Origin of the sequence: Nonomuraea sp. NPDC049141, assembly GCF_040648415.1 — a bacterium.
In the GTDB taxonomy this organism is placed as follows: domain Bacteria; phylum Actinomycetota; class Actinomycetes; order Streptosporangiales; family Streptosporangiaceae; genus Nonomuraea.
This window is the reverse complement of sequence record NZ_JBEZDR010000035.1, coordinates 17,203-33,058: the sequence shown is the minus strand read 5'-3', so window position 1 is coordinate 33,058 and position 15,856 is coordinate 17,203. Positions and strand designations below refer to the sequence as shown.

Genomic DNA, 15,856 nt, shown 5'->3' with positions numbered 1-15,856 from the left:
ATATCCGTCGGGCAGGACGCCTCCGGGTTGAGCCGGACGGAAGATAGCCTGCGCATGTCCTCGGAAGATGCCGGAGGCCGCTCATGACCGAGCCGCCCCTTGAGCTCCAACCCAAGCCGTTCGACAGCCAATACTCCGGAATCAACCCGGACGTAATGGACCGGTTCGAGCTTCTGTTCTCCCGAGCCGGTGACGTGCTGCGGCGGAACGAGCCTGCGGTGCGGCGCGCCCTGGAGAAGCTGGAGCTGGACGCCTCCGGACTGAGCGCGATGCGGGAGGCGGACATCTGGACCCGCGGCAAGGAGCCTGAGCTGCGGCGGCGCAACGACACGATCAAGGCGATGAACGAGACGTGGAGGGTGTCGTCCGGGAGCGGTCTGATCGGATTCGACGAGGAGTTGCACAAGAAGGTCTCCCACGACCCGGATGCGTACGCGGCGGCGATCTACCTTCGGGAATCAGCGAAAGGTTCCCCGGTAAACAAGCAGGCTCTCGCCCAGCTTGAGAAACAGGCGAAGGACCCCCAGTTCGCCCTCAAGCTCTTGAACGCGCTGGGGCCGGAGAAGTTCAAGGAAGTGGCCGCTGCGGCCGTGCTCAATGAGGGCGACAAAGACGCACAGCGCCTCCTGGCCGCCCTCGGCACGGCGCTGGGTGCGGCCAGCGCACAACTCGGCTCCGACTGGCGACAACGGCTGAGCGCGAACCAGCAACTGGGCCCGCATCGGGGACTCGCCCGGGTGCTCACCCACGGGACCTACAACAGCACGTTCCTACTGGAGGTGGCCAGGAAACTGGACGCCGCTGAACGGGGTTCCATCCACTCCGGCGCTCACCGGCCGCACCCGATGGCGGACGTGATGGAGGCACTGCGCAAGAACCCAGCGGCCGCCCAGGACTTCTTCAGCAGCGGCGACACTCTGAAGTACTACACGACCGTGCACGACCTGGGCGACGGCGGCAAGGCGGTGGGCAAGGCGCTGGAGGCGGCCACGATCACGTTCCGGGACCACAGCGGGTCAGAGACGCGCCCGTCCTCGGGATATGTGTCGGCCAAACTGGCCTCGTATCTCATCCATCACGAATACGAGCGCATCAAGGCAGGCCAACCCGCGAAATCACTGGTGGATCCCTTCTCCTTAGGGCGCATCTTGGCTGCCTACATTCCCGACGTGTCGCGAGTCGCAGCGATGCCGGGCATCGAGAAACCAGGCGTGTACATGGAGGACAATCCCAACCTGCCCGGCCGGGAGGAGTGGGGCGCACAATTCTCCAAGGAAGAGCTACGCCTCGTCATGACTGAGGCGTTCAAAGCCGACAGCAAGTCCCTCGCGATCGTCACCGCGGCTCAGACGGCTTGGGCGTCCAGGCTGCTCGACCGTGGCGTCGGCGTGCTGGCGGCCAAGCATGGCACCGGAAGCCTGACTAACGCGGCCCAAGAGGCCGGCGCCGGCTTTGGCCTCATCATGGACGCGGGCAACATCGCCAAAATCGACCTGGCCAAGGAAATGGACGAGACACAGAAGCGCAATGTGCAGGCCCTCCTAGCCGTCGTCAACACCGGACTCGCCTTCCCGCAACGTGCGGCCTGGCCGATCGGATCAACGATCCTCGGATCGTGGACGGGCATGATCGAGGACAGCGTCAAGGGCACCGCCGAGAAAACCGCTGTGTTCGAGGCCAACACCGCCCTGGAGCAAACTCGATCACTCCTTCATCAGCTCGGCGCTCAGGCCATGCTCGACCACGGTATGTTCGGCTCATCCGACCCTCCCGCCAAAACCCATCCGTGGGCCTCGCTCAGCGACCTCCAACCCGGAGATGACCCGCTCAAGGCCCCCAACAACTTCCTAAAGGAAGACGGCCGACTGATGACCCCGGATGAGATGAGCGAAGGCACCGGGAAACGGTTGAACGCCTATCAGAGCTGGCTTTACCGGCAGACGAAGAACAACCCGTGGCTGGAGCTGGGGGTTCAGAGCCGGCTCAATGAGGGCTACGATCTCGGCATATCGAAATACGGGTGACCATGAGGAGCTTATTCTTCTGGACGATGGTGACGGTGATCGCGGTGACCGGGATGAGCGCCTGCGCCGGAAAGGCTGCCGAGAAGGTCGACACATCCCCGCTTTCGACGGCATACGCACCCCCCTTCATCTGCAGCTACGTTCCCAAGGCGGCCGTGGAGCAAATGACCGGCGTCCGTGATCCGCTGATAACCGGCTCACTGAATCTGGCAGCAAAGGATCGACCTGCCATCGGCGCCTGCTCCATCTTCCAGAACAGCGGCGACAAGCCTTCCATCCTTCGGATCATGCTCGATACTGCCGGATCTCGTGGGCAGATCGACGAACAACTCCGGGACGGCTCAAAACAGCTGCCCGCGATAGTTCCCGACGGATTCGGTTACTACGTGAAGGACACCAACGTGGAGACCCGAGTGGGTTCCGTGCTGGTACGCGGCAAGGTGCGGCTAGGCATAGAACTCGTGCGCGGCGTCAAGGGCCGCGACAACGAGGCCGACGTAGTGGCGTTGATGAAACTGATCGCCCCCAAGCTCATCATGGGCACAGGCACCCCTCCCCCCGACACGAAAGATTGAGCCATGGCCGACGACATGGTCCCTAACCCCCTGCTCCCTGCCCTACAGCAAACCCTGCGCACGATCGAGCCGCTGATCCACGACATGCAGCAGGCGCTCACCAACCGCGCCAAGGACTTCCACTCCGGCCGCATCTGGACCGGCCCGGTGGCCAAGGACTTCGATGGCGAACTCGACCGGCACACCGGCCGCGTCGTACATGCCGGCGAAGCCATCCTGAACGACCTCCGCCTGCAGATCACCCGCACCGCCGAAATGGTCACCGAGAAAGACGCCTTGCGACTGATCCGCCGATACGAGCTGTAACGGCGCGCATGGCCTCGTGTCCGGGGTCCTGCTCGGCGTGCAGATGGCGTTGACGGTCCGTCCGGTTCACGCCGTACTGCATCGGCAGACTCGCGCTTGCTCGGCTGCGCAACGTCGTTGTGGGCGGTCCGTAATCGGTCAGCGGGGTCGACACCGACCACGCGGGCCAGGTGCTCTTCCTCCATGATGACGGAACGGGCTGAACCCGCGAGTACAGCGGGCCGTTCAACCGCGCGAGGAAGTCCGCCTTGACTGCCACCTAAGGAGCGAGGGCTCTTCGGGTGAGGGAGCGGGGTGGTCGTGATCGCGCATGATCCTCCCTACTCACTGCCCCGCCTGCCAGCGTGCCGCAGCGCGGCTAGGTCCAGCGGAAACGACTCGGCAAAGAGAGCCATGCACGACGAACCGGCCCCGGAACAACCAGGGCCGGAGATGGGTAAATGTGGGCTATAGGTCCAAGGCGTTGTTGATTTTGCTGTTGACCTGCTCTTGCTGGCCGTCGATGCACTTGGCGTAGACCCGCAACAGAACGTCAACGCTGTGACCGGCCCGCTTGGCGACCTCGGGAGCCGGGACCCCCACGTTCAGCCAGAGCGAGACCGCCGCGTGGCGGAGGTCGTAGGGTCGAGCAGCCAGCGATGAGACGACCTGCGCTGGGGTGAGGGCGAGCTTGCGGGCTTCCTGCCAGACGTAGGAGTGCGCCGAGCTGGAGTAGCTGCCACCGGTGCCTGTGCTAAAGATTCTGCCGTCCTTGGCCGTCCCGAACTCTGCGATGTGCTCGCGGAGCATGGCGACCAGGACGGGTGGGATCGGGATCTCTCGTGTCTCTTTGTCCGCGCGGTGCTTCAGGCTGCGCGACTCGTGGGTCTCGCCGGAGTTGGTCCAGCGCTTCGTTGCCTGGGGCCGCGCCTTTTCCAGGACGATCAGGCCCCAGCCCGTCTCAGGCAAGGTGCAGTTCCTCAGCCGCAGGTCCGCCGCCTCCTCCGGCCGGAGCGCGGCGTAGTAGATGCAGGCGAACAGCGCCTTGAGCCGGGGACCGCGCTTGCGACCCACCTTGGGCACGGCGTCGAGGAGTTGCCGCGCCTGGGCCGGATTGACCACCGTGCGCGGATCGACGACCGTGACAGCCCTTGGCACCGTCCATTTGATCTCGTCCAGCGGGTTGCTGCTGAACACCTTCTGCTCTACCGCGTGCTCCAGCAGGTGATGGAGGACGGCGCGCTTACGCCGTATCGTGTTCGCGCCCGCCGGAACACCGGCGAAGGTGACCGAGATGGCGTCAAGAGCCGTACGAAGGACATGGGCCTCGCCAAGTACCGAAAGCGGAAGGGACGCCCTCTCCAACCAGCTCAACGCCGCAGCTTGGCTCGTCGTCAGGTCGGCACGCCTACGCTCTGGAAGAAGAACGTGAATCTTGAGGATCTCGCGCAGGTCCTCCGTGGTGGGACGGCGGGGGGCGTCCGCCACCAAGGCAGGCACCAATGTCAGGAGCGCGTACGCGTCCGTTTCGCGGGTCCGGGCCGCCGAGGTGTTCCAACGCCGGAGCACGTACGCCTGGGCAAACTCTAGGAACGACGGTCCGGAGGACTCACGCGCGAGCATCGACACCGGCAGGCCAGTGGCAATGTCGAACTCCTCCCCCATCTTGGTCGCCTGGCGCAGGTCGGATATGAAGGAGTTGGCCAGTCCTTTAGTCCGAAAGGTCTTGGACTTGTCCTTGCCTGCCACTCGCCAGCGGGCGATGTAGGCGGGCGTGCCGCGGTTGGAACGCTGTTGGATCTGGCCGAGCTGCACGTAGTAGGTGGTGTTCATGCTGCCTCCCGTCGCGAGTCGAGCCAGGCCATGAAGTCGCTCCGCCAGACGCGGAGTTCGAGGTTTGGCAACTGGACGCAGACCGGCGCACGGCCGAGCTCGCGCCAGCGGTAAAAGGTGCGGCGTGAGACTCCGCCCAGTTCGGAGAGGACCTGCGGAACGGTCAGCAGTTCGTCTTTCCTGCTCATCGATGATCACCGCCTGCCCCTGAGAGACGAGTGCCTGTGAGCGCCGCCGCGAGGAGCTGTTCTCCGATAGAGAGCCCCTGACCGGCGTACTGCCAGTGGGCGACGACGAGGACGGTGTCCTCGTCGAACAGTGGCAAGCGGTCGGTGGTGATCTCCTCTGCGCGCATGTGTTCTTCGCGGGCGGCGCGCAGGGCGCCGAGGGTGGTGGAGTAGCGACGGCTCTTGGTGGAGAAGTGGCCCCGGAAGCCCAGCATGTGGGCCCACTGGATCAGCCGGAGATCGGTCAGGGCGTCGAGGGCACCCAGGCGCATGCACTCGGCGATCAGGCGCCGAGCATGTTCACGAATCGGCAGCCTCGCCAGGTCGTCGAGAGGTTGGATGCGGCGGTCTAGGGTGCCGACGCACTCGGCGGCCTTGGTCGCGTACTTAGCGATATACGCCGCTACAGCTTGCTCGGTCAGCTCACCGTCCATGGTGATGCGGCGAACGTCGAGCTGCGTGCCCCACCGAAAGGTACGGCTCAGCGGCTTGACCTCTGCAGTCACCACGGCCGCCGCGTGGTGAACGGCTTGGGCCAGGGCGTCGGCAGTCGCCCAGGAAGGAGGCGGTGAGGTAGGGCCGTCCGGTCCGTCGAGGCGGATCACGGCGTGAAAGTGGACGACGCCGCGCCGCTGGTACTCGGCGACCTTGGCGAAGGAGATCGTGGCCTGCTCACGCAGGGCCTTGAGGGTGAGGCCGGAGAGTTTGGCGAAGCGCCGGCGAAGGGCCTCGGTGAACCGCCGCCAAAGCTCCGGGCTGATGGCGTTGAACAAGACCGAGCCCTCGTAGTCGTAGCAGTCGGGGCACAGCGGCTCCCCCAGCCGTGGATCGTCGGCGCTGTGCCGGTCAGTGCAGGACACGACCTGCCCGTGCGGGCACGTCTTCGCGTCGCGGCGGGCGTGGCAGGGCAGGACCTTGCCGTTCTTCTCCCGCCGAACGTGTACAGCTCCAAACGAGGGTGCGGTCAGAGTGACGAACAGACACGGATGGGCGCTGACCGTCTCGGGCACGCCCTTGCCGCCCACCAGTCCAGCGCGGACGAGCTGGTAAGTGTCGGCGCGGTAGACCTCGGCACAGGCCGGGCAGCGGGAGGCACGCCGGGTCTTGCATGGCACGCGCAGGATGCCGTCTGGCTCCCTGATTGTGCTGTAACGGTGGAGAAGTTGGCCGGTGGCCTGGTCGTAGTGCTCGACCTTGCCGCGCAGGTGGATGGGCTGGCGGCAGCCGCCAGCGCGCTTGATCTGGCAGGCCCAGCGGTTGTAGTTCGGGTCGTGGAGTCGGGCGATCATCCCGGCTATTGCGTGTGGGTGATGCAAGATGGGATCCGTCCTATCCGGATGTGATCTGTGGTGGGATGGCCCCTCACCTGGCGCGGAACTTGGCGGTTGTGTGGCCAGGTGAGGGGATCTCGGCTATGCGCCGTGGTTGTCGATGCCGGTGCCGTCGCAGTCGCGGCAGGTCTGGCTGTCTGCGTCGAGGCCCATGCCGTTGCAGGTGCAGCAGCGGCAATGAGCAAGCGGGACGGCGGCGAGGATGGCGGGCCAGTCGGCCCAGGACTCTTCGGAGGTCATGGGTCAGCGGCCCTTGCGCGGCGTGATCGTGACATAGAGCCGGTAGTTGCGGGGTCGGGCCCGGTCGGGGAAGGCCTGCGACATCGCGGTGACGGTGAAGATCTGGCGTAGGTGGATCATGCCGAGGGTGAGTTCGGCGCGGTTGCCTTCGAGGCGGATACGCATGGTGGGACCTCCTAGGTGTTGTCGGGTGTGATGCAGCCGCGGTAACTGTCTTCGGCGGCGTGGCGGGCACGGGCGGCGGCGAGGATGGCGGTGAACTCGTAGCGGACCGGTCCGAAGTCAATGCCGGTCATGTAGTGGCCGTGTGGCAGGTGAGCGGGGTCGATCTCGGTGCCGAGCAGGCCGGCGACCTTGTCGACCTCGGCACGCATCTGGTCGTCGGGGCCGTTGGCGGGGAAGGCGCGGACGGTCACGGGCGCCGCCGAAACCGGTACATGCGCGTGGGCTTTGAGGAATCCCGCCAGGGCGATGAGTCCGGCGATGAGGGCGTCTCGGTCGTTGTTCATGGTGGTGCGCCTTTCAGGTGCTTTCCGGGACGGTCCGCATGGTGCGGAGCAAGTCGGAGGCGAGCTGGTTGGACACGCCGAGGCGGGCGCGGAGAACGTCGCGGGTGATGGGCTTGCCGTGCCTGGTGTGGTGTTCGTCGGCCACGCGGCGGGCGTAGTCGACCAGCGCCGGGGACGGTCCTGGCTGTCCGTCCTGGCCGTCCTGGCCGTCCTGGGCGTCCTGGGCGTCCTGGGCGTCCTGGGCGTCCTGGGCGTCCTGGGCGGGGACGAGAGCGGGACGATCAATTGGCGGGACGGCAGAGGATTCGTCGGGACGCGGACGGGACAGTGAGACGTCTGCCGGGGACGTCTCGGAGACGTCCGGGGACGGGGTGGGACGGAGGCCGGATGCCCGACGTTCGAGCATGGAGACGGCGACGAGGAAGGCGGCGGCCGGGGTGGCGGCGGTGATCCAGCCCCAGACGGTTGGGTCGGCTTGTTGGAGGTTGGCGGCCAGGGAAAGGACGATGCCGCCGGTCAGGACGAGGACGGGCCAGGAGATCAGGCCGTGCCGTTGGCGGCCGGTCTTCTTGTCGCGTTGGCGTTCGCGGGCGGCCATGACGCAGGTGAGGTCGATGCAGACGGCGACGGCCCAGGCCATCCAGCCGGACTGTCCGTGGTCGCTGGCGGTGTCGCGGATGTGGGTGAAGGACCCAGCTCCGGCGATGAGGGCCAGGACGAGGACGGGGCCGGTGTCGAGCAGCCAGCGGGCCAGGCGTCGCATCGGTTCAGGCCTTTCTCGGGTCCGGGATGGAGTCGAGGAACTCGGCGAAGTCGGCGTCGCTCATCTGCGCGTTGTGGCCGGAGAGGACGTCCGCCCAGGCCGGTGAGCGGTCGGCGTAGGTGGTGGCGGCGAGTTCGGCGGCTTGTTCACTGACGTAGAAGGAGCGGGCGCGGTACCACTGGCCGTCCTGGGAGGCGACGATGGCGACGCCCGGTGTCTCGGCGGGGATGGCGCGTGCCGAAGCGAGAGCGGCGGGGTCGAGATCACCGAGGGTCATGGTGGCGGTCTCGGGATCGTTCACTCGGTGGCAGATCCGTCCCGAGCACTGGGCGCGTAGCGCTGTGACTCCGGGGCCGAGGTCGGAGCCGATCCGTTGGCCGCAGCAGAACAGGTAGATGCCGAAGGCTCGTCCAAGCTGGGCGACCCGCAGGAGCGCTGTCGAGGTCTTGGCAATCTCGTCTTTCTCGCTCTTGTCGGCCATCAGGTACAGCTCGGCCAGCTCGTCGACCAAGACGACGACGGGCACGGGCCGCTGGGCATCCGGCAGTTGCCAGATGTTGCGAGCGCCGGCCTCTCGGCACTGGGCCATGCGGTTGGTCATCAGCGTGACGAGGTCATCCAGCAAGGCGACGCATTCGGCGCGTGTGGTGCTCAACGCCGACAGGCGAGGGCTGTACGGGGTGAATTCCACGCCGCCCTTGAGGTCGAAGCCGACCAGGGCGACCGGTTGCGGGGCCAGCCCTTGTACGAGGGCGTTGGCGAGGTTGGACTTGCCGGACTGTGTCGCTCCGGCGTTGATGTAGTGCGGGACGGTCTTGAAGTCGATGATCCACGGCCCGCCGGTCTCCAGACGGCCCACGATGACCTTGAGGAGGTCGGGCGAGGTGGGCAGGGTCTCGACCCGGACGAGTGGATCGCGGACGGTGGCGGACAGGACGACCCGTCCGGGACGAGGGGACGAGACACGTATCGCGTGCACGCCCCAGGAGTGGGCAAGTCGTTCGGCGGCATCGGCATAGTCGGCGGGGATCTGGCCCTCCAGGGTGTGCAGGGTGACGCGCCAGCCGTAGCGGGTGGGCTTGGGCAGCCACATGAACGGCTTGGTGTCCACGGCGATGCGCTGCCACTTGCGCCTGACACGGACGACGCCGGTCGAGGCGACCAGGCCGGGGACGGTGGTGAACCAGAAGCGCTGCCGTTTCTTGGTGAGGTTGCAGCCGAGGGCGACCTTGCGCCAGCTCGCCCGTACGCTGATCGCGGTCAGCGGGAAGGCGGCCACGAGCCAGAACGACGGGTAGTGCCAGCGGCGCCAGGCCCAGAGCCCGGCCGCCGCAGCGGCCAGGACTCCGAGCAGTAGGAGGCGAGTGTCAGACACTGAGCGGCTCCCCCGCGGCCGGTAGGAGCGCGGCGGCGCGGTAGGAGATCCCCCATCGGCCGGAGATCTCCCACACGTAGCCGATCAGGCCCGTGGGGTTGATCTGCTGACCGGCGCTGATCGGAGGCTCTCCTGAGGTGCCGATCTTGACGAGTTCGATCCGGCCGAACTCGTCCTCCACGGAGACGGTGACCTCGAAGACGGTGTTGCCGTTCTTGTCGGTCTTGATCTCGCCGGTGTCCTTGTTGAGCAGGCGCGGCTTAGGCGCCTTCACGCAGGTGATCACGAGCTTGCTGGTGTCGACAGGGATGGGGATTGTGCGCATGAGAGCTGGTCTCCTTCTGAGGTGACGTTCTAGATATAAAGATACCTAGATATCTAGCGCTGTAAACCGAGATAGCTAAGTTGCTTCGAAATTCCTTACAGGTTGCCCAGAGACCTAGGCATCTAGAACCGCTACTGTTGAGTCATGGCAGCCACTGACCGGCGCCGGCCGTACCTGAGGATTGCCGAGGACATCCGGCGCGACATCGCATCAGGCCGGTATGCCGTTGGGGAGCAGCTCCCCGTAGCGCGCGAGCTGTCCGAACAGTACGGCGTGGCCATGATGACCATCGGCAACGCGCTGGCTGTGCTTCGGGACGAAGGACTGATCGAAACCCGCCAGGGGTCGGGCAGCTTCGTCACCCGCACCCCTGACGACGTCGAGGCCGCCCCCGCCCCAGGCGAGCACAGCGAAGAGTTCCGCATCATCTCCGAGCAACTAGGCGAGATCCGCCAGCACATGCAGAAGCTGACGGTCAGGCTGGACGAGCTAGACGCTCGGACTCGTCCTGATCAAGCCGAGAAGTGATCCTCGCCGTACGGTGCTGGAGATCGGCCAGCTCAACCGTGATCTCTGCCAGCTCGCGTAGCAAGATCTGTCGTTCGATCTCACTGAGACCCACGAGTACTGCCCCATTCGTGTAGGTAGGACGCCGAAGCGTCCCCGGGTTACCTGACGGGTGGGGAGCCAATGCGCGGATAGGCCCACCGTTGTTGGGATCAGAGCAGCCGCATCACCTTGGCGAGGTTGAGCACCTCGCGCTGCCGATGCAGTCGCTCGCTGTCACGAAGGTCACGCACGATGTTGCGGACCAACGGACGGTTACGGACATGCTGAGGTGCTATGCGGTCGGCCCGGAGCAGGGCGTCCGCCGCTTCGTTCTCCTTCCTGTTCATGTGGTAGCCCGCTGCGGTGCACGTCCAGTAGTGCGCCTGCCGCTCCGACGAGGCGATTTCGGCGATCTCGACGTGTTCGGCCCGGGAGATGACATCGCGAGGCCGGCCCAGCTCCATGCTGACCTCGACGGCGTGGATGGTGGTGTTGACCCGGTTGAACTGGGTCTGAAAGACGTTGCCGTCCCGCGGGAGGACTTCGGCGACGCGGCGAGCCTCCTCAAGGTGGCTTTCCGCCTCTCTCTGATCCCACAGCCGGGAGTACGCCACAGCGGCCCGCAGATGCAGCGCACCCCACATCGCCTTGATCGTGTCGTCCGCACCTACATGCGGTTCGATCTGATCGAGCGCCGACAGCGCTGCCCCCTTGGCTGGATCGAGCTGCGCTTCGTGCAGCCACACCCCGCACAGATCCCAGCTTGCCGCCGCGATCAGATCCGGCGAGCCGACCCGTTGCGCGGCGACGAGTTCCCGCTGTACAGCGGTCCAGCCCAGGTCATGATGACCCAGCAGGTTGGACGACACCCGTGCCATATGGCAGGCCCGCAGCATCAGCGCCTCGGCTCGATCGCGATCGACCGACGAGCCGCTCGTGATCGCGATCAGGTCGGTAAGAATCCTGGGCAACACCTCGCCCAGGGCGGTGAACTTGGCGTCCTGGCGAAGCTGCTCGGCGAGCCGAACATTAGCCTCCAGTTCCTGAAGCGTCCGCGGTTCCCCCGGGGCCGGCAGCCCCACCCCGCTGGGCAGGGAGGCTTGCTGAAGCGCGAGCCGCAGCCCGGGAACCGCGGCGTGCCCGGAGTCGAGTTCCGCCGTCTCGTGCTGGTACGGCTGACCGGTCAGCTCGGCGACCTCTACCCCGAGCACCTCGGCGAGCTGACCGACGACGCTCATCCGGTCCAGCGGCATCCGTCCGTTCTCCACCTTGGACAGCCAGGAGACGGACCTGCCGACCTTCTCGGCGAGGGTCGCTTGATCCCATCCCTTGCGGTGACGAGCCCGCGCGATCCGCTGGCCCTGCGTCACGTACTCTGTTGCCACGTCGCCGCCCCTCCTTCTCGTCGTCGCCTGCTTCGACGATAAGGCGGAGGACCTGCGTCACTGGCAGAAAAACTGCCAGTCGGCGGGCATGCGAAACCGCAGGTCGGGCTTCGACCTGCGGAAACAGCCGTCACAGATCAGTTGCGAATCGTGACGCTAAGTGTGCGAGCTATGGGTTCGGTGTGTCGTCACCTCGCTTCGCCGCGCATGATGCGCTGCCACAGCGCTTCCGCATCACCGACCTTCATCCATGGACTATCGACGACGATCCACGGGGAGGCGGACCGGTCATGCCGTCGTATGAATCCCAGTCCGCCGGCCCTGCACTGCTCGAAGACCAGAGGCAGGCACTCGCAGGTGTGAGCTCGGACGCGGACACGATCCGTACGCCGCTCGACGGGTGACCATGCCACCGATGTGGCGTCCGGCCGAGGCGAGGTGGGATGCACACTGTGAAAATCGCCGAACGCAGCCACAGGCTCACCGTCCCTCATAGCGCACGAGTGCCCATGTCGGGCTGGCGATGCCCGAAGAGCACGGTCGATGAACGGGCGTTGGTGAGCGAGCAACCAGCTCGAACCGCATGGTGCGCCCTCACAGGGGCGGCCAGCCGGAGCGCACAAGCGGAGCCCCACCCGGAGGGGCTCTGGACCTTCGCTCACCAACGCCACACCTCAAAGCTAGCAATCCTGTAAGCCCCTGTCTACTCCGTGAAACTCCATGGAGCTTCACGATCCGGTGTGAAGGGCCGTGAAACGCCCTCCTACTCTCATACCGTGGCCAGATATGTCGAGCACACGCGCACCTGGGAGTTCGACGAGGACCGTTCCCGCTGGGAACAGATCCTCGAAGTCCTCCTGGAGCGGATCGACACCGGTGAATGGGGACCCAAGTTCAAGATCTCCGAGGTCAAGCTCATGGAAGAGTTCGGAGTCTCCCGCCCCACCATACGCAAGGCCATGGAACGCCTCAGAGCCGCAGACAAGATCTACACCGTCCCCAACCTGGGCAGCTTCGTCAACGCCGACAGCGAGGCGTGAAGAAACAACGACGCCGACGAGCCTAGAGACAAGCCCCCAGCGGAGTAGGCTCCTGGGACGTGAGCCAGCGGATCGACTACTTCAACGATCCGAACGCGCCTGCCCCTAACAGCCTCGTCCCGTCCGTGAACGTCGTGGTTACTAACGACGCCGGCGAGGTGCTGCTGATCCGACGCTCCGACAACGACAACTGGGCTGTGCCCGGCGGAGCTATCGACCTCGGCGAGTCGATCCCCCAGGCGGCCATTCGGGAGACTCTCGAAGAGACTGGGATCACTTGCGAGATCACCGGACTCGTCGGCACCTACAGCGATCCTCGGCACGTCATCCACTACACCAGCAACGACGAGGTCCGGCAGGAGTTTTCCATCGTCCTCACGGCGCAGGCGGTCAGCGGCCGGCCGACTCCGAGTACGGAATCTCGGGAAGTGCGCTGGGTGCCCCGGGACGAGCTTGATGACTACGGCATGCATCGGTCTATGCGACTGAGGATCAGCCACTATCTCCAAGGCGGCAGCCCGCACATCGGCTGAAGTAACCACGGCAACGGTGTCAAGCATCAACCGCGACGGAGCAGCAGGTCAGCAGACTGCATAACCAAAGCTCAGAGGCATGATTGATTAGCCGGATGAGACTTTTCTCTACGGTTTCAAGGCGCGTGCCGCCTTCGGCGACCCGCCGCGCATCAGGTGATCGCCGACCACGCTGCGGCTCTTCGGCCGGTCGTGGTCGGCGTGCACCTCATGCGCACTGTAGATCACACCTAGCTCGCGCTTATGCGACGGATGATGCTGCTGCCACAGCCCAGGTGGTGTGGAAGCATAGACTTACGCACGGGGCCCCTGAGATCGGCATATCGAGTGCATTTCGCCAACCCGTCGAGCGGAGAGGCCGTTGACCTGGGAACCACTTACGAATGTCACGGGCGACCCCCGTTTCATCAAGATCAGTGCATCGGATTTTGCCAGTAAGTCCAGTTGTGGGCGTTTCTTGGCGCTTAAGGTCCGCACCAAGATCCGGAGCGTTGAGGGGTGGGAGAGGTCCTGGCCCCCCGGCCGGAGTCCTTTCCCGCTCAATGATGTTATCGAACTAGCGTTTGAAGCCCATCGTCGTTCCGAGCTTCCTTCCACACTCGCCTTTGGTGTATGGCTCAAAGGGCGTCTAGAAGGGCTCCATATAAACAGGCTGCTTTGGCCATATATCGAAAATGCAATTGAAAACGTTCTCGAGGCCCACGAACTAATAGAGTCCGGCATAGGCCCTCTTCGACTCCTTGCATGGAGACCGCAGTATGGAACGCAAGGCAAATATATGTGGGCGTGGGCCCCTCTATACGAAACGCCTCAAGGTGTTCGTGAGATCCGACGCTTTCGCCTAGGCATAGCCCATGAGGAGATGGACGATGACGGCGAACAGTGGGCTATGGCTGCCGCATATGTGGCAGCAAAATATAGAGGCGGAATTCCTGCGACACTGGTCCGAGTTGTCGAGATCGGCTTGGTCGATGGAAGCATATCCGTCTTGACCGAAACAGCCCCCCAACAAGCGATAGAAAGTTTTGAAACCACGGGAATAGACCGGGCGCGCGTACTCATGAATTCTTACGATGCTACGCCGTGCCATTCGTGTGGTGATTGCAAAGCTGCAGGCTCCTGCCAGGAGCTAATTCCGGTGAACGGCATGTTGGGGCAATCCGAACGAGGATATAAGTCTCGCTCAGTTTCGCCTCGCGAACTTGAACAGTACTCACACTGCCCTGCGCAATGGCTCCTGGACTCCGAACTACATCTGCCGAAGGATCAGGATGATGGCGAAGGAATTATGCGCGGGAAGGCGGTTCATCGATGGTTGGCGGTTGCTCACGCCCGTTCGATTCCGTGCACGGTTGCGGATCTCCATGAGCCGGGGAGCGATAACATTGGCTTGGCCGCAGGCGTGCTCAGTTCAGAGGAATACGCAGCGGCATATCCATTCCTATGCCATCACATAGATAATTGCCCTCTAGCGAATGACGGCTCGACGGCATTGATCGTCGATCAGAATATATATGGATTCGATCATTTGGCAGATGTAACAGTTGTTAGCAAGCCGGATCTAATTTACCGCATCGGGGATACTCTTGTCGCAAGAGAAGTGAAGACTACTGCGCGCATCGACCTTGTCGAGAAGAATGCAGCCTATGATCGGTATTTCCAAGTGCCGTTTATGCTGACGATGCTTTTGGCGGGATTGGCCGAGAGGTTTAACGCGCAAAATAGTAAGGTCGAGCTGGAAATTCTAACTCCCGATAACTCCTACAATTGGACATGGGGGTCGGGTGACCCGATAATTTCTGCCGTCGCTGCGGGCGACGTCCGTCGTGCCGCTTCTGAGTGGCACCGGGATAACGTTTGGGAGACCCGCCCGGGCCCGCAGTGCTCATGGTGTCCTGTCGCTCAATGGTGCCCCGATCGTGACGTCTGGAAGGAGACGCCGAAGGCGGAGGGGAACCATGCTGGTCGTGAAGATCCGGCAAGTGAACACGCCCCCTTCTGATGTCTGACCCGGCTAACGTTGGAGTGATCGGCGCGATCACGGATGAGGAGGCGGCACATGGGTGAAGGGCAGGGCGCGCTGCAGCCGACCCCATCCATGATGCCGAAGCGCCGGGCTGCCATCCCTGCCGCGTCGATGCCGCCGGCTAGGTCTTCATTCCAGGTTGCCAGCCAGATTCCCCAACGCGGCTGGCAGGACGCTTATGTGTGGCCAGACACGGGTGTCCTGCTAGGACTAGGGACGCAGGAGGAACTACCAACCCGGTTCCGCGAGCGGTACGGGAACAGAGTGCGTGTGGCTGAAGGCGTGGTGAGGGAGGTAAGGAGCCACTCCGATATGCGCTCGGGCACTGATGCCTCTCCGGACGACCACACCAGGGTTATGGCTGCAAGACTCGTCTACCGCAAGCTATTGCTAGACGATGCTTCTCTTCCGGTTGTTTCTCTGAAGCACGACGACCTTCTTATGCTCGATCAAGTCGCCGAACGACTCCGGGCGCTCTCCGCGGACCCGCTTAAGAAACATGGTGGAGAGGCGCAGATCATCGTCTTGGCGGTAAGACAGATGGCCCGTGATGGCCGTCCTCATATCCTGCTGACCAACGACGGTGGCGCAAGCGTTGTGGCAAGCAACTACGGGCTGCCCAGCCGCCATTTAGGTGACATTCTCGCCGAACTCTCTTGCTCTGATCGAACTGTCAAGTCAACAGACTGGTTCGCTCAGTTTCAGATCTCCTTGAACGTCTCGGCCCCGCCTTTCCATTCCCGCCAGCGTAACTCTGATGCCTTCGAGTGCCAGCAGAGCGGCGACGGTTGCGGCGCCTGTGACGGACTAGGCTAACAAAAGCAGAGAATAGATCG

General features: G+C 64.2%; 18 protein-coding genes. 8 read left to right on the top strand and 10 right to left on the bottom strand.

The window, feature by feature from the left end; genetic code table 11:
* Positions 1-83: 83 nt before the first annotated feature.
* From AB0B91_RS59585 to AB0B91_RS59575, 3 genes are read left to right on the top strand one after another with little or no spacing between them, the layout of a single operon-like run.
* The gene (locus tag AB0B91_RS59585) at positions 84-2,024 is read left to right on the top strand and encodes a hypothetical protein (RefSeq protein ID WP_358341149.1); all 1,941 of its coding nucleotides are present in this window, start codon (positions 84-86) and stop codon (positions 2,022-2,024) included.
* A 26-nt stretch (positions 2,025-2,050) separates the two neighbouring features.
* Positions 2,051-2,599 (top strand): hypothetical protein, encoded by a 549-nt coding sequence (locus AB0B91_RS59580; protein WP_358341147.1) that lies wholly within the window; start codon positions 2,051-2,053, stop codon positions 2,597-2,599.
* Between the two features lie 3 nt (positions 2,600-2,602).
* Positions 2,603-2,905, top strand: a complete 303-nt coding sequence (locus AB0B91_RS59575) for a hypothetical protein (protein ID WP_358341145.1) — start codon at positions 2,603-2,605, stop codon at positions 2,903-2,905.
* A 447-nt stretch (positions 2,906-3,352) separates the two neighbouring features.
* Here AB0B91_RS59575 and AB0B91_RS59570 read toward each other — a convergent pair whose 3' ends face one another.
* The 9 genes from AB0B91_RS59570 to AB0B91_RS59530 all read right to left on the bottom strand — a co-directional run bounded on the left by AB0B91_RS59570 (position 3,353) and on the right by AB0B91_RS59530 (position 9,487).
* Positions 3,353-4,717 (bottom strand): tyrosine-type recombinase/integrase, encoded by a 1,365-nt coding sequence (locus tag AB0B91_RS59570; protein ID WP_358341143.1) that lies wholly within the window; start codon positions 4,715-4,717, stop codon positions 3,353-3,355.
* Complete coding sequence (locus AB0B91_RS59565; RefSeq protein ID WP_358341141.1) at positions 4,714-4,905, bottom strand: helix-turn-helix domain-containing protein; 192 nt, start codon at positions 4,903-4,905, stop codon at positions 4,714-4,716. Before AB0B91_RS59565 ends, AB0B91_RS59570 begins: the two co-directional genes overlap by 4 nt.
* The gene (locus tag AB0B91_RS59560; protein ID WP_358341139.1) at positions 4,902-6,233 is read right to left on the bottom strand and encodes a replication initiator; all 1,332 of its coding nucleotides are present in this window, start codon (positions 6,231-6,233) and stop codon (positions 4,902-4,904) included. The genes AB0B91_RS59565 and AB0B91_RS59560 overlap by 4 nt, the downstream gene beginning before the upstream one ends.
* 123 nt (positions 6,234-6,356) lie before the next feature.
* Positions 6,357-6,515, bottom strand: a complete 159-nt coding sequence (locus tag AB0B91_RS59555) for a hypothetical protein (protein ID WP_358341137.1) — start codon at positions 6,513-6,515, stop codon at positions 6,357-6,359.
* A gap of 3 nt (positions 6,516-6,518) precedes the next feature.
* The gene (locus tag AB0B91_RS59550) at positions 6,519-6,680 is read right to left on the bottom strand and encodes a hypothetical protein (RefSeq protein WP_358341135.1); all 162 of its coding nucleotides are present in this window, start codon (positions 6,678-6,680) and stop codon (positions 6,519-6,521) included.
* Positions 6,681-6,691: 11 nt separating this feature from the next.
* Positions 6,692-7,024, bottom strand: a complete 333-nt coding sequence (locus tag AB0B91_RS59545; protein ID WP_358341133.1) for a hypothetical protein — start codon at positions 7,022-7,024, stop codon at positions 6,692-6,694.
* Positions 7,025-7,037: 13 nt separating this feature from the next.
* Positions 7,038-7,787: a DUF2637 domain-containing protein gene (locus AB0B91_RS59540; RefSeq protein WP_358341132.1), complete on the bottom strand. Its 750-nt coding sequence runs from the start codon at positions 7,785-7,787 to the stop codon at positions 7,038-7,040.
* Between the two features lie 4 nt (positions 7,788-7,791).
* Positions 7,792-9,162, bottom strand: coding sequence for an FtsK/SpoIIIE domain-containing protein (locus AB0B91_RS59535; protein ID WP_358341130.1), 1,371 nt, complete (start codon positions 9,160-9,162; stop codon positions 7,792-7,794).
* A complete protein-coding gene (locus AB0B91_RS59530) occupies positions 9,155-9,487 on the bottom strand; it encodes a hypothetical protein (protein ID WP_358341128.1) in 333 nt (110 codons plus the stop codon). Before AB0B91_RS59530 ends, AB0B91_RS59535 begins: the two co-directional genes overlap by 8 nt.
* Positions 9,488-9,631: 144 nt before the next feature.
* Here AB0B91_RS59530 and AB0B91_RS59525 point away from each other — a divergent pair, with 144 nt between their 5' ends.
* Positions 9,632-10,015: a winged helix-turn-helix domain-containing protein gene (locus AB0B91_RS59525; protein ID WP_358341126.1), complete on the top strand. Its 384-nt coding sequence runs from the start codon at positions 9,632-9,634 to the stop codon at positions 10,013-10,015.
* 191 nt (positions 10,016-10,206) lie between these two features.
* On the opposite strand, the gene AB0B91_RS59520 is transcribed toward AB0B91_RS59525, so the two are convergent.
* The gene (locus AB0B91_RS59520) at positions 10,207-11,421 is read right to left on the bottom strand and encodes a helix-turn-helix transcriptional regulator (RefSeq protein WP_358341124.1); all 1,215 of its coding nucleotides are present in this window, start codon (positions 11,419-11,421) and stop codon (positions 10,207-10,209) included.
* A 776-nt stretch (positions 11,422-12,197) separates the two neighbouring features.
* On the opposite strand from AB0B91_RS59520, the gene AB0B91_RS59515 reads away from it, so the two are divergent.
* From AB0B91_RS59515 to AB0B91_RS59500, 4 genes are all read left to right on the top strand, one after another.
* Complete coding sequence (locus AB0B91_RS59515) at positions 12,198-12,461, top strand: winged helix-turn-helix domain-containing protein (RefSeq protein WP_358341122.1); 264 nt, start codon at positions 12,198-12,200, stop codon at positions 12,459-12,461.
* Positions 12,462-12,520: 59 nt separating this feature from the next.
* Positions 12,521-12,994: an NUDIX domain-containing protein gene (locus AB0B91_RS59510; protein WP_358341120.1), complete on the top strand. Its 474-nt coding sequence runs from the start codon at positions 12,521-12,523 to the stop codon at positions 12,992-12,994.
* Between the two features lie 862 nt (positions 12,995-13,856).
* Positions 13,857-14,996: a PD-(D/E)XK nuclease family protein gene (locus AB0B91_RS59505; protein WP_358341118.1), complete on the top strand. Its 1,140-nt coding sequence runs from the start codon at positions 13,857-13,859 to the stop codon at positions 14,994-14,996.
* Between the two features lie 57 nt (positions 14,997-15,053).
* Positions 15,054-15,836 (top strand): hypothetical protein, encoded by a 783-nt coding sequence (locus AB0B91_RS59500; RefSeq protein WP_358341116.1) that lies wholly within the window; start codon positions 15,054-15,056, stop codon positions 15,834-15,836.
* The last annotated feature ends 20 nt before the right edge of the window (positions 15,837-15,856 follow it).

What these genes read in the sequence shown, in the direction of transcription:
- AB0B91_RS59585 (WP_358341149.1), top strand. Translation starts at nt 84, where the DNA reads ATGACCGAGCCGCCCCTTGAGCTCCAACCCAAGCCGTTCGACAGCCAA.
- AB0B91_RS59580 (WP_358341147.1), top strand. Translation starts at nt 2,051, where the DNA reads ATGGTGACGGTGATCGCGGTGACCGGGATGAGCGCCTGCGCCGGAAAG.
- AB0B91_RS59575 (WP_358341145.1), top strand. Translation starts at nt 2,603, where the DNA reads ATGGCCGACGACATGGTCCCTAACCCCCTGCTCCCTGCCCTACAGCAA.
- AB0B91_RS59570 (WP_358341143.1), bottom strand. Translation starts at nt 4,717, where the DNA reads ATGAACACCACCTACTACGTGCAGCTCGGCCAGATCCAACAGCGTTCC.
- AB0B91_RS59565 (WP_358341141.1), bottom strand. Translation starts at nt 4,905, where the DNA reads ATGAGCAGGAAAGACGAACTGCTGACCGTTCCGCAGGTCCTCTCCGAA.
- AB0B91_RS59560 (WP_358341139.1), bottom strand. Translation starts at nt 6,233, where the DNA reads ATGATCGCCCGACTCCACGACCCGAACTACAACCGCTGGGCCTGCCAG.
- AB0B91_RS59555 (WP_358341137.1), bottom strand. Translation starts at nt 6,515, where the DNA reads ATGACCTCCGAAGAGTCCTGGGCCGACTGGCCCGCCATCCTCGCCGCC.
- AB0B91_RS59550 (WP_358341135.1), bottom strand. Translation starts at nt 6,680, where the DNA reads ATGCGTATCCGCCTCGAAGGCAACCGCGCCGAACTCACCCTCGGCATG.
- AB0B91_RS59545 (WP_358341133.1), bottom strand. Translation starts at nt 7,024, where the DNA reads ATGAACAACGACCGAGACGCCCTCATCGCCGGACTCATCGCCCTGGCG.
- AB0B91_RS59540 (WP_358341132.1), bottom strand. Translation starts at nt 7,787, where the DNA reads ATGCGACGCCTGGCCCGCTGGCTGCTCGACACCGGCCCCGTCCTCGTC.
- AB0B91_RS59530 (WP_358341128.1), bottom strand. Translation starts at nt 9,487, where the DNA reads ATGCGCACAATCCCCATCCCTGTCGACACCAGCAAGCTCGTGATCACC.
- AB0B91_RS59525 (WP_358341126.1), top strand. Translation starts at nt 9,632, where the DNA reads ATGGCAGCCACTGACCGGCGCCGGCCGTACCTGAGGATTGCCGAGGAC.
- AB0B91_RS59505 (WP_358341118.1), top strand. Translation starts at nt 13,857, where the DNA reads ATGGACGATGACGGCGAACAGTGGGCTATGGCTGCCGCATATGTGGCA.
- AB0B91_RS59500 (WP_358341116.1), top strand. Translation starts at nt 15,054, where the DNA reads ATGGGTGAAGGGCAGGGCGCGCTGCAGCCGACCCCATCCATGATGCCG.